At 59.8% G+C, this 14,161-nt stretch carries 14 protein-coding genes; 9 read left to right on the forward strand and 5 right to left on the reverse strand.

Annotated features, from left to right (window positions below):
- The first annotated feature begins 68 nt into the window (after positions 1-68).
- From B9A95_RS31695 to B9A95_RS36120, 3 genes are all read left to right on the forward strand, one after another.
- Positions 69-1,652, forward strand: a complete 1,584-nt coding sequence (locus B9A95_RS31695) for a hypothetical protein (RefSeq protein WP_139806524.1) — start codon at positions 69-71, stop codon at positions 1,650-1,652.
- A gap of 373 nt (positions 1,653-2,025) precedes the next feature.
- Positions 2,026-2,937, forward strand: a complete 912-nt coding sequence (locus B9A95_RS33350; RefSeq protein WP_084046106.1) for a transposase — start codon at positions 2,026-2,028, stop codon at positions 2,935-2,937.
- 118 nt (positions 2,938-3,055) lie between these two features.
- A complete protein-coding gene (locus tag B9A95_RS36120) occupies positions 3,056-3,454 on the forward strand; it encodes a cold-shock protein (protein ID WP_281255826.1) in 399 nt (132 codons plus the stop codon).
- Positions 3,455-3,512: 58 nt separating this feature from the next.
- On the opposite strand, the gene B9A95_RS06460 is transcribed toward B9A95_RS36120, so the two are convergent.
- The 5 genes from B9A95_RS06460 to B9A95_RS06480 all read right to left on the reverse strand — a co-directional run bounded on the left by B9A95_RS06460 (position 3,513) and on the right by B9A95_RS06480 (position 7,275).
- Positions 3,513-3,707 carry a hypothetical protein gene (locus B9A95_RS06460; protein WP_139806526.1) on the reverse strand — a complete coding sequence of 65 codons (195 nt, stop codon included), beginning with the start codon at positions 3,705-3,707 and terminating at the stop codon, positions 3,513-3,515.
- Between the two features lie 154 nt (positions 3,708-3,861).
- Positions 3,862-4,605, reverse strand: coding sequence for a hypothetical protein (locus B9A95_RS06465; protein ID WP_139806527.1), 744 nt, complete (start codon positions 4,603-4,605; stop codon positions 3,862-3,864).
- 163 nt (positions 4,606-4,768) lie between these two features.
- A complete protein-coding gene (locus B9A95_RS06470) occupies positions 4,769-5,407 on the reverse strand; it encodes a CsgG/HfaB family protein (protein ID WP_084046109.1) in 639 nt (212 codons plus the stop codon).
- A gap of 94 nt (positions 5,408-5,501) precedes the next feature.
- Positions 5,502-6,116, reverse strand: coding sequence for a hypothetical protein (locus tag B9A95_RS06475; protein WP_084046110.1), 615 nt, complete (start codon positions 6,114-6,116; stop codon positions 5,502-5,504).
- A 16-nt stretch (positions 6,117-6,132) separates the two neighbouring features.
- Complete coding sequence (locus B9A95_RS06480) at positions 6,133-7,275, reverse strand: flagellar assembly protein T N-terminal domain-containing protein (RefSeq protein ID WP_084046111.1); 1,143 nt, start codon at positions 7,273-7,275, stop codon at positions 6,133-6,135.
- A gap of 272 nt (positions 7,276-7,547) precedes the next feature.
- Between B9A95_RS06480 and B9A95_RS06485 the strand changes: the two genes are divergently transcribed.
- From B9A95_RS06485 to B9A95_RS06510, 6 genes are read left to right on the forward strand one after another with little or no spacing between them, the layout of a single operon-like run.
- A complete protein-coding gene (locus B9A95_RS06485) occupies positions 7,548-7,928 on the forward strand; it encodes a hypothetical protein (RefSeq protein WP_084046112.1) in 381 nt (126 codons plus the stop codon).
- Between the two features lie 13 nt (positions 7,929-7,941).
- On the forward strand, positions 7,942-10,788 hold the full coding sequence (locus B9A95_RS06490) for an FtsK/SpoIIIE domain-containing protein (RefSeq protein ID WP_084046113.1): 2,847 nt from the start codon (positions 7,942-7,944) through the stop codon (positions 10,786-10,788).
- Between the two features lie 2 nt (positions 10,789-10,790).
- Positions 10,791-11,057 (forward strand): hypothetical protein, encoded by a 267-nt coding sequence (locus B9A95_RS06495; protein WP_084046114.1) that lies wholly within the window; start codon positions 10,791-10,793, stop codon positions 11,055-11,057.
- On the forward strand, positions 11,050-11,334 hold the full coding sequence (locus tag B9A95_RS06500) for a hypothetical protein (protein ID WP_084046115.1): 285 nt from the start codon (positions 11,050-11,052) through the stop codon (positions 11,332-11,334). The genes B9A95_RS06495 and B9A95_RS06500 overlap by 8 nt, the downstream gene beginning before the upstream one ends.
- A complete protein-coding gene (locus B9A95_RS06505; RefSeq protein WP_084046116.1) occupies positions 11,331-12,311 on the forward strand; it encodes a coiled-coil domain-containing protein in 981 nt (326 codons plus the stop codon). Before B9A95_RS06500 ends, B9A95_RS06505 begins: the two co-directional genes overlap by 4 nt.
- A 2-nt stretch (positions 12,312-12,313) precedes the next feature.
- Positions 12,314-12,745: a hypothetical protein gene (locus B9A95_RS06510; RefSeq protein ID WP_084046117.1), complete on the forward strand. Its 432-nt coding sequence runs from the start codon at positions 12,314-12,316 to the stop codon at positions 12,743-12,745.
- Positions 12,746-14,161 lie beyond the last annotated feature (1,416 nt).

Below are 14,161 nucleotides of genomic sequence, written 5' to 3' on the forward strand. Positions count from 1 at the left end.
CAAGTTTGCGACGTATTTCCAGGCTGTGCAATAAGGTTCATGTGATCTCAGTAAAAAGGAGTCAGTAAATGCTTCGTCTTATTTACACGGCCATCATCTTGTTTATCGCTTCTCCAGCGCTTGCCTGCCCAACTGTGAAGGGGCAAATGGCGAATAAGGTTGTGCCATCAGTCCTCCCAGGATTCACTCCTATATGCACGAGTGTAAACGAGACGTTGAACCAGAATTTGGAAACTCATGGACTAAGGCAAGATCTGAATTTGAGATGGTCGGAACTGTATAAACTTCCCTCTACTACAGCAAAAATATCGCTTTTGACTTTCATCAATCAACTGCAACGCCCTTCATACGACTATAAGTCGCAAGGGGAAGTCAATCTGAGCAAAAACGTAACTATCGAGTCTTATAAGAGTAGGGTTACAGGTAAGGGATTATGGTTAGTGATCATAAAAACTTCCTCTGAAAATAATTGGTATGTTTCAATTCTTGGCACAGACATCTCGCTTAAGAGCGATAAGTTCGAAGCGTTATACCGTAAAACGGCCGATGTAGTTTCTACTGCAGTCGGATCGCCTTGGCGCACCGCTTCACCCTCTTTAGGATCTTCCGCTCACGCACAAACAATCAAGATATCGCCTTCAAAATCTGCTCGTATTGGACAACCCGTTCTCAGCGCTAAAAGTGAGCTGTGCCGCAAGTATGCTTGTAGGTACGTCAAGGAAAGCATCAGGACCATACCTAGTGAGGAGCCCTACCGCCCCGATCCTTTCATTATACGGGAAGAAACATATACTTTTGGGAAAGTCGACGCCAAAATATTTATCTACCGTGACCACGATGTTAATCCCATGCCGGCAAACATAGAGGAAGAGTGGCGTGCCGTAGCTGAAGCTTATGGACTTGATCCTACGTGGACCTCTTACACTTTGAACGCGGAAATTAGTCCGAAAGCGAAACTCGCACCGGAATTTCTGATATCGCTATTACATCAGCAGTTTCCTAAATACCCTGTATCTCTTTTACCTACGGCAGTTCAAATCTGCTTGAAAAGTCAAGTTCAAAACAATGACAACTACGCCGTGTCGGATATTCTACTATTCATGTCATGCAGTCGTACAAAGAGCGGGACTATCGAGATCGAAGCCAGGGACCAACTGAGGTCAATGTCAGACGGGGGCGACGGAACAGTATTTTCTTTATTCCAGCCAGAAAGAAATGTATTTGAGTACACTTCTATCTGCAAACGCTTTTCTTGCAGGCAAATTCGCTCTACTCCTTCCAAAGCGAATAGCACTAAAGAATTAGTTTTGGATTACGAATTTAAGAATACACCATTTTCTGTGAGTATTTATGGGGAATATGAAAATTCATCGTGGAATGCGTCATTGATCAGCTTATCTGCGCCCTTGAAAAAGATCCAGCAGAAGGACTTGGATTTCCTGCATGCAGCAGTTATAGAAATGGGGAGGCTTGATATACCCGCATCCTGGTACGCTTCCTGTCTATCCACGGCGAATGAGAATAGCAATGGTGAATACACTGGACGTCAAATACTACGGACTACTCCATATAGGCGGCTTGAGTGCAATTTCAACAAGAAGAACAACGATTGGGTTGTTAGCTTTGATATTTATGAATTTCATCTGTACTAGTCTACTGCCATCTATTGCAGGCAGCTAAGCAGAGGCGGCGATACGCGATTCTCTTCTCCTATAGGCCTAAACTGAACACGGTAGGTACCGGTAGACTGGCATTTTTCAGTTTGGAAAAAGGACGTCCAGGACGGCTTCCCACCTCATATTGAGGGTATGCTTAAGGGAAATGACCGTGCTGGACGACTTTATTCTGACATGCTCACCTCCTGTAGCAGGAAGCAGCATCAGGACAACCTGCAGGTTGTCCTGATGCTGCTTCCTGGAGGCGCTGGGGATCTCCCGTTTCCATGCGTCCACCGCGAAGTCTCCGGGGGCGATCAGCCGCTTTCTCAATCACCAGCCCTGGAGTTTGCCGACCCTGCTGCGCGTGATGCGCCAACACGCCCTGGACACCTTCCAGGCTTCCCTCCGTGGACGCTGTGGGCGTCCACCGCCGACCCGAGATCATCGTAGATACCAACTCCATTGCCAAAGAAGGCGTATTCGCCGAGCTAGACGGCTGGATGCACACCCTCAACGGTGTGCGTGGCCTCCATGTCGTCATGCTCTACATCTGCTGTGGAGATCTCCGCTTGCCCTGGGGGTTCAAGATCTGGCGTGGGAAAGCCCCCCCTCTCCCTCGGACTTGGCCTTACGGCAGGTTCAGCAGCTCCCAAGAGCAATCCGCTGGCGAGCCAAACAGGTGCACCTTCTTGCAGATGCTGGGTTTGGCAGCGCCACATTCATGTCTGGAGTCCAAGCGTTAGGGCTGGATCTCACCGTGGGGATGCGGGTGGATCGGCTGACCGTCTACGGTCAGCATCTCAAAGACATCACCGCGCAACAGCGTCGCGTCTTCCTCCAAGGGCTCTCTGACCTTCCCTTGTGGCTGTACTGGATCTGGCTTCCTGCCAAACAGGGAGAACGGCAGGAACAACGTTTTCTCGTGTCTTCCCACCGCAGGACCCCCAGGACCGCGAAGCAAACAGGTCGGCGCAGGTGGAAGATCGAGGCCCTCTTCAAAACCTTGAAGAGCCGCTTTGCCTTCAGCAAGTTCGGTCAGAAGACCAAGGTGGGGGTCCTGCGCTACCTCTGTCTGAGCCTCGCCTGTTTTCTGCTCTGTCACTTCGAGTACCTGGACCAGATTGGCTCAAGCCAAGCGGAATCCGCTTGGCCTGACTGGGGCGCACTTGCCCGCCAGGTCCGCATGAAATTGGTCGGCTGGGTGCCGCTTTTCGAGATAGAACGAATGCAGGCGCAGATTTTAGCCGTCTGGGACGAAGACCAGCGCCATGCCGCCTAAACTGAAATATCTCAGTAGATCTACCAGGGACAGCATCGTGCCCGGTGAACGAGGAGTAAAGTATGCCCGCAGGCCGAGTGAATGGTTAAATGCAGAAAAAGACTTTGGATTCGTTGAGATGCCGGGGAGCCCAGAGGTGTTCGCACGCTTAAGCGCGATCCCAGGGAGCGGGTTTAAGGAGCTGAACGAGGGCGATGAAGTCGAGTTTGAGGTGGAAGAAAGCCAACGCGGGAAGGGACCTCAGCCGAAGAGCATCGTCGTGACGAAGGCCACTCCGGCTCCCCGCTTACGGCGATCGTCCTCGGCGCCGCAACGACCGCTGGTAAGTCAGACGGAACTCGAAAGAGAGCCGTTTCGGGCTCTCTTTTTGCTTGTTCCCAACTTATACTCGGAGAGTTACCAGCACGCTCCGATACCCCGCTTGGCTGAAACACGGCTGAGTTGTTGGTGCCCGAGAACAACAACTTTGCTTCCCCTTCGATCGGACCGAGTGCATCCAAGACGTGTAGCGCGTTAAACGCCAGGCTCATGTCCTCCACGCTTCTGCCCTGCACCACTTCCAGCGTATCCAGCGCTCACCCGTACTTCCCCTCCACCAACAACACCAGCCGTTGATCTGCGACCACGAACTCGACCTGGTGGTTCGCGTTCTTATCCACCAGGACCGCCACCTGGCGCACCGCTTCCTTCAAGGCCGAGGCGGGCACCCTTGCCATACACGCCGTCAAGCCGTGATACCAGATCAAATGGTCTACCGCAGGTATCAACATGGGACTGTAGACCCTGACGATGGCCTCCCACAAGTCGGGCCTCGTTCACAAGGCAAAGAGCATCACGGAAGTGCAGTTCACCTCGCGGGCCCTGGCCCAACTGCTGTTTCACCGTCCCGCCCTGTGCTCCACTCTGGAGAACAGGGCCCGAAGTTTAGAAGTCTCCCCTGCTGCCGGGGGGAAGCGGAGCGTAACCGGGGACTTGGGGTTGTGAGGGAGCAGCTACGGCGCCCTGGGACTGTGAATAGGAGGCCGCTCCCGGCTGGGCCCCAGCACGTTGATCCAGGGGAAGCTCGTACCGAACGATGACGCACATGTTGCCGTCGCCCAGGCTGACCGTACGGGTGCCGGTCGTGCGGCCGTAGCGCAGGAAGCCCTGGACGGAACGCTGCCGAATCTGCACGAGGGTGGACCAGACTTCCGTCAGGGCAGTTGAGCTTAAGGAGGTCGCATCACCGCTTTTGGACGCTGCCCCGCTCTCTACACTGCTGTCCGAGGAGCTCTCTTGAGTCAGGCCGGAGATCGCTGCCCCCTGCAGGTACTTCACCGCGTACTCCTCGGCGGCGAGTTCGGCCTTCGTCGATGCACTTCCTACCGCGCTCGGCCCGCGCAGCTGCCAGATGCCCGCGGAGATGCGGCTCACGCCGTAAACCCGCAGGCTGTCTACCCGGCCGCTGCGGTTGCTGTCGAACAAAACGGCTGTCGGCGCGTTGCACAGCGCCAGCAGGTCGTTCAAGTCGGGGGCGGGCGCAACCTGGCCATTCCGGATGGTGAGGGCCACAGTGTTGTTCCGCTCCTCCTGCGTGGCGTACTGGTTCACGGGGATGGGCGTCGTCGCGGACTGCGCAGAGGCGAGGGCAGCGCAGGCCGCCAGCATGGTGAACAATCGTCTGATCATGGAATACCCCATTTCGTGAATTCGGCGGTGATCTCGCCGGCTGACAGTCTGCGCACTGCCAGGCGCAGGTCTTGCAGCAGGATGGTGAAGTCCATTGGGGACGCCTCTTATTCGGCCTCGAAGAGCGCCCGGCCCTTCCGAAGCCCGAGGTTGTTAAATTTTCTTACTGAGTCTTGTAGTAACTCGAGGGAACTTTCAACAGCAGTTGCTGTACGGCATTGTTAAGCATCTGGTTGATTGCCGCTTCAATTTGCGGACTTGACTTCGCACCTACATTGACGGGAAGCAAGCCGCTGACGGAGAAATTGTTCCCCTCCGCCTTCCCTTGCACTTGCGCTGCACCAACGATGCGACGGGTTTTGGCATCGACGAGCCGCACGTCAATGGCGATGGTGCTGCTTTTTTGACCTACGGAGATTCCCATGAAACTCAAGCCCCCAGCAGACGCTTCAGGCTCATATTGCGTGATAGAGCCAAAGAGCAGCAGTTCCGCGCCTTGGAAGGCAGTACCACCGCCGAAAAAGGCTTCCTCGGTGAGCTGATCCGTGTTTTCACGCTCGTATACTGCAAACTTCCCGGTATTTAACAGTGCAGTGGTAAGCGCATCTGCTACGCCAATACCGAGATCGGCATAGCACTTGGCAGCTTTGCATTTAAAGTTGCCAACCGCGATGTTGACTTGGCCCTCGGGCAACGCAGGCGCAGCGCTGACTGGAGCGGGGGTCTGCGCAGCTGGTGTGGTCTGAGCAGCGGCGGGCGTGGTGAGGGCGAGGGTGAGGGCCAGCAAGCGCAGAGTGGTCATAGAAGCTCCTTAAAGTGAGGAAGGCAGAGGGAGGCCAGAAGTCGCCGATGGGACTTGGAGGAGGGGAAAGTGGAAGGAGCCGGCACGGGCAGGCCTACCTTGGGGGCGCTTGATCCGTTGGACGCTGATCAAGCGGAAGTTCGTAGCGAGCCACCACGCACAGCCCCTGGTTGCCGAGGCTGACGATGCGGTATCCGGTGATGCGGCCACCGCGCAAGACGGCCTGAGCATTTGTCCTGACGCTGTCTTGTAACGTTTCAACCGCGACGTCGGACAGTTGCAGCTCACTGCCTACTGCGACGCTGGACGTGGTGTTCTGCATGTCCAGGCCACGTTCGATGGACGTTTGTAGACCGCCGAAGAACTCTGCCGCTGCACCGTTGGCACGCAGTTGGGCCTTCTGGATGGCGGAAGCGAGCGACGTGACGCCACGTGCCTGGTACACCTGTGCGGAAACAATGGAAAAGCCGTAGACGCGCAGGGTGTCGTTGCGCCCATCATGGTCAGCATCATAAGGAGCCGCCAATGGAGGCGCGCACTGCAGCATCAGCGTTAATGCATCTGCTGGGTTGAGGTCACCTTGCTGTGCCGTGTAAGAAGTTTTTACCTCTTCAGTTTTCAGAAACTGTTGCGGCGTTACCGGAGCATCCACGCCCTGAGCGCCCACAAGACCGCAACCCAATGCAGCGATAAAGAACAATTTGCGCATGCAATTCTCCTTGGGTTCAGGGGTAGATGACGGTGATTTCACCGGCGCTGAGGCCCGTGACTTTGAGGCCGAGGTCTTCCAACAGCTGGGCGAGGTCTTCAGGAGCGCCGTTGTACTCGACTTCCAGCAGGGCACCCGCGTTGTCGAACTGCCGGTTCTGGGCTGCATTCACGCCGGCACTGGCGCGAACGCGGGCCAGCATGTCGGTGAGTGAACGGAAATTCGGCACACCCTGCAGCCGCACAGTGAAGGTCCGGCCAGCCGCGCGGCCATTGCCGCTCAACCAGCCCAGCAGCGCTCCCGGTAGGGAAGGCACTGCGGTCTTCGCGACGTTTTGCAGCGCTGTCTTACCCGCGACCTCGTCCGTGGGCGCGGTACCCGTGCCTGTGTAGGCGTCGCTAAAGACAATCTGTCCCGTCGCGAGATCGATCATTTTCAGCTCGAGGCGGGCGGTATACCCGCGCTGGTTCAGCACCCCGCCGTACTCCTGCGCGAAGGCTTCACCCGTGACGAGCAGGTCTGCTTTGAAGCGGGTGCCAAGTTCACTGCGTGCCTGGTCATCCAGGTCTCCGCCCCGAACGACGTCGCGTAAGGTGTTGAGTTCGCTCTGCTTGAGGTCGATGACCCGGTACCCAGCAGCGATCAGGGCGCGCTGGACTTCCGTTTCAACGGCGGGATCTGGAACGGTGCGGCGGAGAATCACTTCCGGAATCACCACGATGATGCGCGGATCACCCTTTTGCGTCAGGAACGCTTTGAGTTCCTGCTCGAGGCTGGGCCTGGCCACCGTGACGCGGACAGTGACGGTGTACGTGCCGCCCTGCTGCTGCTCAGACAGCACTTGCGTTACCCTTCCAAACCCGTCGGAACGCTTGATCAGGCGTTGTTGCAGCTGCTCAAACTCGTCAGTGGTTCGGAGGGTGCTTGAGGAGCTGATATAGGCCCCCAGCACCTGCTCGATGGCGTTACGTACGGCATCGTTGAGTGCGGCCTGGCGGGCAGCGGCTGGTGTGGAGGTAATCGGAGCCTGGCCCTGCACCTGAATGCTTTGTTCAGCGGCGGCTGTGGCTGCAAGTGCCTGACTGGGAGAGGTGGACAGGGGAGCGCAGGGAAGCAGGGTCAGCCCAAGGAACAAGGTCCATTGGCGTTTACGTCTCATCCGCCTCAGCCTCATCCCACGACTCTTTCAGTACTGTCACACAATGGCCAAAATGTTCTTTCACACCCGTTGGGGGTATAAATCGCGTGTTTACATGCGCTTTACCACCGACTTAAAGATGTCGGTGGTGCACGTTAGAAATAATCTCACAATTTTTACCCCCGATGGGGGTGTTGCTTCAGTGCTTCAACATTGAATGACAAGGTCATTCGCGCGGCCTATTCTTTTGCCATCTTTATGGGCAGACGCTTTGCAAGTACGGGACTGGTCGCGTGACAGCGGCACGGTCGATCAGCGAGGAACTCGAGCAGGCGAGTAGAAAGGCGCTCCAGGAACGCGAGCAGATCTGGCGGTCACACGATGACAACGAGCAGGTCAAGCACCAGTTGGCCTCATTCACTTCCCGGTTCTCCCATTCAGAACCGGGCGTTCCACCCGTGACTCTCGCGGGCAGCGCACCCAACGTCGAGCTTGCCGCGGCTGTCCAGCAACTCGCCACCACCAGCCAGGAACTCGATCGTCTCGGCAGCGAAATGACCCGGACCCAGGCGGAACTCGCGGCCCTCGCGACACGCGCGAAACAATTTTGGCTGTGGCTGATCGTCACCGTCGCTGTGCTGGTTGCCATCGCCATCTATCTCGCGGTCAGGTAAGGAGCCCTAGCACATGTGGAGCCCATGGCAACGCCAGCAGGAGGCGCTGAGAGCGCAACTCGCGACTCTCGAGACGCAAAAGCAGCAGAAACAGACCCACGCCGCCACCCTGCTTGCCTACGGTCAACGGCAGGTGGAGCTCTCCCACAAGCACTACCAGGGCCTGTTCAACGCGAGTGATTCGGCGGCAGCACGCCTCGCCCAGGTGCCCTACCTGACGCTGGGCGCCGGATGGCAGGGAGGCGCGTGGGACGCGTGGCAGCCGGAAACGGCCACGCTGGAGTCGAGGCTCCGCATCGGTGCACTGCAAGACGCCCGCGCGCCACAAGGTCCCTTTTCCGTGCCGCTGCTCGTGCCGTTCATCGGGGAGAACCAGACCATCGTGCTGCGCACGCGCGGTGAGGAAGGGCGGGTGCAGGGACTCGAGCTCCTCCAGTCTCTCGCCCTGCGCACCGCCCTGCTGCTCCCCCACCAGGCGAGCTACGTCCTGCTCGACCCGGCAGGAAACGGCGTCGCCTTCCTCGTGCGTAAGGCCCTGCCCCGGGTGGTGGAATCCCAGGGAGACGTCCGCCGAGACCTCGACCTGGTGGAACGCAACATCCAGCGCGTGATTGAAACGTACCTCGACGCGGAGGTACGGTCCTTTGAGCAGGTGCCGGAAAGTACTCGGGTCAACGAACGGTTCGAGTTCGTGCTTGCCGCGGACTTCCCGAACCAGTACGACCGCCGGGCTGTCGAGGGCCTGATCAAGGTGGGCAACACCGGTCCCCGGGCTGGACGCTACGCCATCATCCATCACAATGCCGACGTCGAACTGCCCCGCGACCTGAGCCTTGAGCAGCTGGAAAACGCTTTTGTCATCGACCTCGGGTCTTCTCCACGCCAGGGTTTCCCCCTGGCCGTGGACTGCACGCCGCCTGCGGCGCTGCAGCAAACCCTCAAGAAGCGCCTGGACGAAGCCAAGGCGCCCGAACGCGACCTCAGCTTCACCACCAAGGTTGGCCTGCCCGAGCAGGCGTGGTGGAACGGCTCATCCGAACGGCTCATCGAAACGCCCATCGGCGGGTACGGCACGGACGGCTCGCTCGAAGCGTGGTTCGGCGTCAACCGGGACGGCCGTCCGTGCGCCCACGGGATGCTCGGTGCCATGACTGGCGCGGGAAAATCGAACCTGTATCACGTGCTCATCTGCGGCCTGGCGCAGCGGTACAGCCCGGACGAACTGCGCCTGTACCTGATCGACGGAAAGGACGGCGTCGAATTCCAGCCCTACCAGGCTCTGCCGCACGCGGCGGTGGTCTCGCTGCGCTCCTCGCCGGAACTGTCCCGCAGCGTCCTCAAGGACCTGCTGAACGAAAAGGAGCGGCGCAACCGGTTGTTCAAAGCGCGGGGCGTGCAGGACTTCAGCGCGTACCGCGCGCTGGGTGAAGCGCTGCCACGCCTGCTGCTGCTGGTGGACGAATACCAGGAACTGTTCGAGGGAGACGCGGAGGGGGAGGCGTCCGCCCACCTGCTGCAACTCGCGCAACAGGGACGCAGCGTTGGAATCCACATGCTGATCGCCTCCCAACGGTATGGGGCGACCGGCATGCTGCATCAGAGCGCCGTGTTCGGAAACGTGCACCTGCGCATGGCGATGCAAATGTCACGCGCGGATGTCGACGCCCTCACGGAGTTTGGCCGGCGCGGCAAACTGCTGATTCAGACGTGCGACATGCCCGGCAAAATTGTGCTCAACGACCGCAGCGGTGATGACGGTGACGGTGCGAGCCGTGCAGGTAAGGTTTCGCGGCTTCAGGCGGCGGAGCGCGACGACATGATCCGCCGCCTCTCGGCACGCGCTCAGCAGCGCGGCCTGACAGCGCCGCGCGCGGTGGTGTTCGATGGACAGGCCCAGCCGAACCTGACCGACAACCCCCAACTGCGGTCGCTGCTCGCCAGCGTGCAGACGATGACCTCCGAGGGCCTGGAAGCGCTGGCCCGGCGTGCGGAGGTGGAAGGGGGCCTCGGGTTGGAAAGCTGGTTCGCCGCCGAGCAGCCGCTGGTCACCTGGCTGGGTCAGGAATTCAATGTTCGTGGACACGCCCGGCTGGTCCTGCGCCGGCGTCCTCATGAGCACGCCATGCTGCTGGGCCGCAACAACCCTGCCCGCTCCGGTATGCTCGCGGCCCTGCTTGCCGGCCTGACCGTGAATCCTGCCGCTCAGAACGCAACGGTGCTGCTGGCCGACTTGAGCTTGCCGGGAACGCAGTGGTCGGGCGCCCTCGGCGGCGTCGTGTCGACCGTGCTGCGCCCCGCAGGGCTTCAAGTCACCCTGACGCGGGAAGCCGAGGACGTCCCGCGACTCGTGCAGTGCGCCCTGGCCGTCCTGGAAGAACGGCGCGCCCTGCCTAAGGAAGCGCGCGGAGCCCAGGAACCCATGTTCCTGGTGCTCAACGAGCCGCACGAGGTGGAAGAGCTGCGCCGCGTGCAGGACCTGTACGGAGCGAACGATTCTGAAACGGGCACGATGCTCCGCCGCTTGCTGGCGGAGGGTGCCCAACTTGGGATTCACGTGGTGCTGAGCGTGCCGGGCGTGGCACAACTGCGGGCGGTCCTCGACGAACGGCAGGGACTGCCGCTGATCAAGCACCGGATTTGCCTGCAGGTGTCCGAGGACGACTCCTACGCCCTGACGCGCACGCGGCGCGCTGCCCGCCTGCAACTTCACGGAGATACGCCCGTGGCGGCGCTGTACCACGATCCGGAAGCGGACGCCTTCACCCGGTTCAAGCCGTACAGCACCGACTCGGCCACCTCTCTCGATCAGCAGTTCCTCGAAGTCAACCACCTCCGTGGTGCTCAGGCGGTCGGTGCGTGAGCATGGACGATCAACTTCGGGAACTCGTGGCGTTTCATCAGGAGCTCACCCGCTTCAATGGGCAACTGACCGACTCCCTCAAAGACCTTGAGCGCAGCCATGATGCTGTCAACCACCTCTGGCAGGACAGCATGCGTCAGGCGTACGACGCGCAGTACACGCCACTGCTTCAGAACGTCAGTCAGTACGTGCGGCGGGAAGCGCCTCGATACTCAGAGTTTCTCGGCATGAAGATTCAGCACGTGAGGAGGTACCTGCACGGTGGCTGACACGCGACGCCTCCTGAACGGTCTACGTGACTACCACGCCACGCTAACGCGCCACCACCAGGTGCTGAGCGCCGAGTACCTCTCCCTCGAACGGCGGTACCACGCCCTGCGGCACGTGTACGAAGGGGACGCTGCCGAGCAGTTCAAGGCCGGGTGGGGCCGAACGGACGCAAACTTCCGCGAGTACATCGGCAGAGGACAAGTCATCATGCGGCTCCTGGAGGAGCGGATTGAAGCCCTCGAGGCGGCCAACCAGCCCAGTGGAGAGCTGCCGTGAGCAGCGTGGACCCACGCCGACTCATTCCTGCCCTCGAGGAGTACGAAAGGGAATTGCGCGCCTGGATGAACGTTACTTCAGGGGTAGCGGACGACGTGCATTTCGCCCACCGTCACGGTGCAGAAGCGCACCAGCAGGGTCAGCACCGACTCGCCGTGGCCGCGTCCCGCGCCGATGAGGACGAACTGGTCCTGCAACAGACCGCCGATGAACATCGTCGAGAGACAGGTGGGGCGGAACAGGCGCTGGCAAGCGCCACGGCGGCGTACCACACCATCCACCTGCACGCGGAAGTGGCGCGGAGTGCCGTTCGCCACTGGCAACTGGCGGTGCACGATGCCCAGCGCGCCCTGGAAGCCGCGCGGGTGTCTCTGCTGCTGGCCCGAAGCCACCTGGCGGAAGCGGAAGGCCAGCTCAGTGATGCGCGGAGTGAGCTGGGCGAGGCAGAAGCGGCGTTGTCGCACTGTCAATCCGACAGTCAGCGGCAAGACTGCAGCGGCGCTGCGGCCAACGTGCAGCAGGCACAGCACGCGGTCCGCGAAGCGGTACGCCTCGTGGCCGCGGCCGAGGACCACGTGCGCCGGGCAGCAGCGGCAGTGCTTGAAGCCGAAGTGCAGGTTGACCGCTGCTCCCGGGCCCTGCATTTGGCTCGGGAGGCCGACGACCTCGCGCAGCGAACGTTGCCTCAGGCGGTTGAAGCGGTCAGTCAGGCAGAGCGGGCGCTCGACAGTCTGCGTGAGGCTGGTAAGCACCTGGCCAGAGCGCAGGAAACAGCCTTCCAGGCACAAGCCGAATTGGAGGCGGGAGGCTTCAGCCTCCGTCACGCCAACGACCACCTGGCCGACGCGACCTTACAACGTGGCGTTTCCGAGCAGCATCTGGAACGCGCAGGCAGCTACAGCGCGCAAGCCCAACGTGAACTGCAGCAGCGCCAAGACGCACTCCGGGACCTGAATCGCCCCGACCTGGGCCTGTAGGCATGACGGACCTGACCTGGTACCGAACGCGCCTCCAGCATCTGGACGACCGACTGTGGCTGCTCAAGCGCGTCACCTACGACGTTGGCGGTCTTGAGGACCGGCTCCGGGGCCTGTGGAATGACAGCGCCGCGCACGAGGTGCAGGGCCGGTTCGTGCAGCCCCTGCATGAGGAACACAGCGCCGCGCACCACGCCCTGATTCAGGGGGCCCATCACCTCCACCAACTGCATGTTCGTCTGGAGGAACTGCACGAGCACTGCCGCCAGCTCGCCCAGCTGAGCGACTTTATGACGGAGATCCTGGGCGAAGCGCAGCGTGAGATTCAGCGCTCCCATCAGGAGCGGGAGCGCTCCCTGACTTTAACGGGTCACGTTTTGCAAAGCGCCCTAGAGATTGAACGCTTGGTGTCGTCTGCCGACAACACAGTGTAAGCTGTGGATTGGCTGGTCAATAGGACGTTCGGCGTGGCAATACGCAACTTCAAGCTCTTCAGATGTGTGGTGTGGAATCAGGGCAGCAGCTCTTATATTCGGAAATCGTGACTACTTGGCAGGATCCTGAGCAGCGCAAGGGAATGAGGTAAGGTGAGGGCATCTCAGACCCGACCTGCCCAAATTGCGAACGACTCCAAGCGCGTATCTGCGAATTGGAAGCACAGGTCGCGCGGACCAGCGAGACGTCCCATCAACTCCCAGCCAGGACCAAGCTTGGCGGAAGAAACCCAAGAGCGAACGCCAGAAAGGCGTTCGCTCTTCTTATGGTCAGGTCGGACACCCAGGCACCACCTTGAAGACGAGCCCTCCTTGACGTGTTGTGGGCGGGGCTTCTACCGTGAAAAGCCAGCAGCACGCCTGAGAGCCTGACAGAAGTCATGAGAAGCCTTGGATGAGGTGCCAGCGAAGTGGGGAACATCGTCGGCGTGAAGGCTGAGGATCAGGGTTGGGGGAGAGGCGGAGCCTCTGTAGGAAAGGGCTTCTTTCCATCAACGCGCGACGAATGGCACGACATCCCAGCTGTGCATAGCTCAACCCCCGCTGCCAATGGGTATCCACTGTCCTCCGCTCTCGCACAGCGACCACAGCCGTCCCCTCACTCAGAAGCATCACGTACGCCGGTCCCATCACAAACAGCAACCGCTCCAGTTGATGGGTTTGACCCAGACGGGTGTCTTCCAGGTTCAGGACCGCACTCTTGAGGTCCAAAAACCCCTCTTCGATCTGGGTGCGTTGGTGGTACTCCGCAAACGTCCGGGTGCTGCACGGTTCATCGTGAGCGATGAACCAGGGTCTTTCCGGCCAAACGGCAAGATCGCGGCGATACTCACGGGTCCATAACGCTGCGCTGTGATGTAGACGTCGTGCTGCACGACCAAGCGACCATGTTGACTTCACTGCTCGCGGAACCCTCCAAGGCAATGCCCAGCAGCATCGAAGAGGTACACCTGCCCTTTGCCGCAAATGTTCCAGTGCCAGCCGTAGGCAGAGAAATCGGCCATCAACGCTTGGTCGAAAAATCCTCGGTCTGCATGGATGCAGGGCGTCTTCCACCTGCGATAAGTGAGTCGGCAAGCACTGCACACGCGCCAGAACGGGATAAATCTCCTTGTTGCTGACCATCGAACTGCCATGCCTCAGAACCCGCCAGGCCAGCGGAAGGGCCCGTCCCCGATCCACCAGGGAGACGCCAATGACGCACCACCGCTTGAAGAGCAGCGTGGTGTCGAGCGCTAGAGTGATGCGCGCATCATCCCAATCCTTCAGAGCCACCCGGAGAACGTGCTGGTAGATCGACCGCCAGGGGGAGGTGGTGGAACTCAGGGCTCGGAGAAAACGGCGTTCATAACTCTG

The sequence above is a fragment of the Deinococcus hopiensis KR-140 genome (assembly GCF_900176165.1).
Classification (GTDB): domain Bacteria; phylum Deinococcota; class Deinococci; order Deinococcales; family Deinococcaceae; genus Deinococcus; species Deinococcus hopiensis.

Excerpts from the sequence above, each read along its gene's own strand:
- B9A95_RS33350 (WP_084046106.1), top strand. The coding sequence starts at position 2,026 with ATGCGCCAACACGCCCTGGACACCTTCCAGGCTTCCCTCCGTGGACGC.
- B9A95_RS06475 (WP_084046110.1), bottom strand. The coding sequence starts at position 6,116 with ATGCGCAAATTGTTCTTTATCGCTGCATTGGGTTGCGGTCTTGTGGGC.
- B9A95_RS31695 (WP_139806524.1), top strand. The coding sequence starts at position 69 with ATGCTTCGTCTTATTTACACGGCCATCATCTTGTTTATCGCTTCTCCA.
- B9A95_RS06470 (WP_084046109.1), bottom strand. The coding sequence starts at position 5,407 with ATGACCACTCTGCGCTTGCTGGCCCTCACCCTCGCCCTCACCACGCCC.
- B9A95_RS06480 (WP_084046111.1), bottom strand. The coding sequence starts at position 7,275 with ATGAGACGTAAACGCCAATGGACCTTGTTCCTTGGGCTGACCCTGCTT.
- B9A95_RS06460 (WP_139806526.1), bottom strand. The coding sequence starts at position 3,707 with ATGTTGATACCTGCGGTAGACCATTTGATCTGGTATCACGGCTTGACG.
- B9A95_RS06490 (WP_084046113.1), top strand. The coding sequence starts at position 7,942 with ATGTGGAGCCCATGGCAACGCCAGCAGGAGGCGCTGAGAGCGCAACTC.
- B9A95_RS06465 (WP_139806527.1), bottom strand. The coding sequence starts at position 4,605 with ATGATCAGACGATTGTTCACCATGCTGGCGGCCTGCGCTGCCCTCGCC.
- B9A95_RS06495 (WP_084046114.1), top strand. The coding sequence starts at position 10,791 with ATGGACGATCAACTTCGGGAACTCGTGGCGTTTCATCAGGAGCTCACC.
- B9A95_RS36120 (WP_281255826.1), top strand. The coding sequence starts at position 3,056 with ATGCCGGGGAGCCCAGAGGTGTTCGCACGCTTAAGCGCGATCCCAGGG.
- B9A95_RS06510 (WP_084046117.1), top strand. The coding sequence starts at position 12,314 with ATGACGGACCTGACCTGGTACCGAACGCGCCTCCAGCATCTGGACGAC.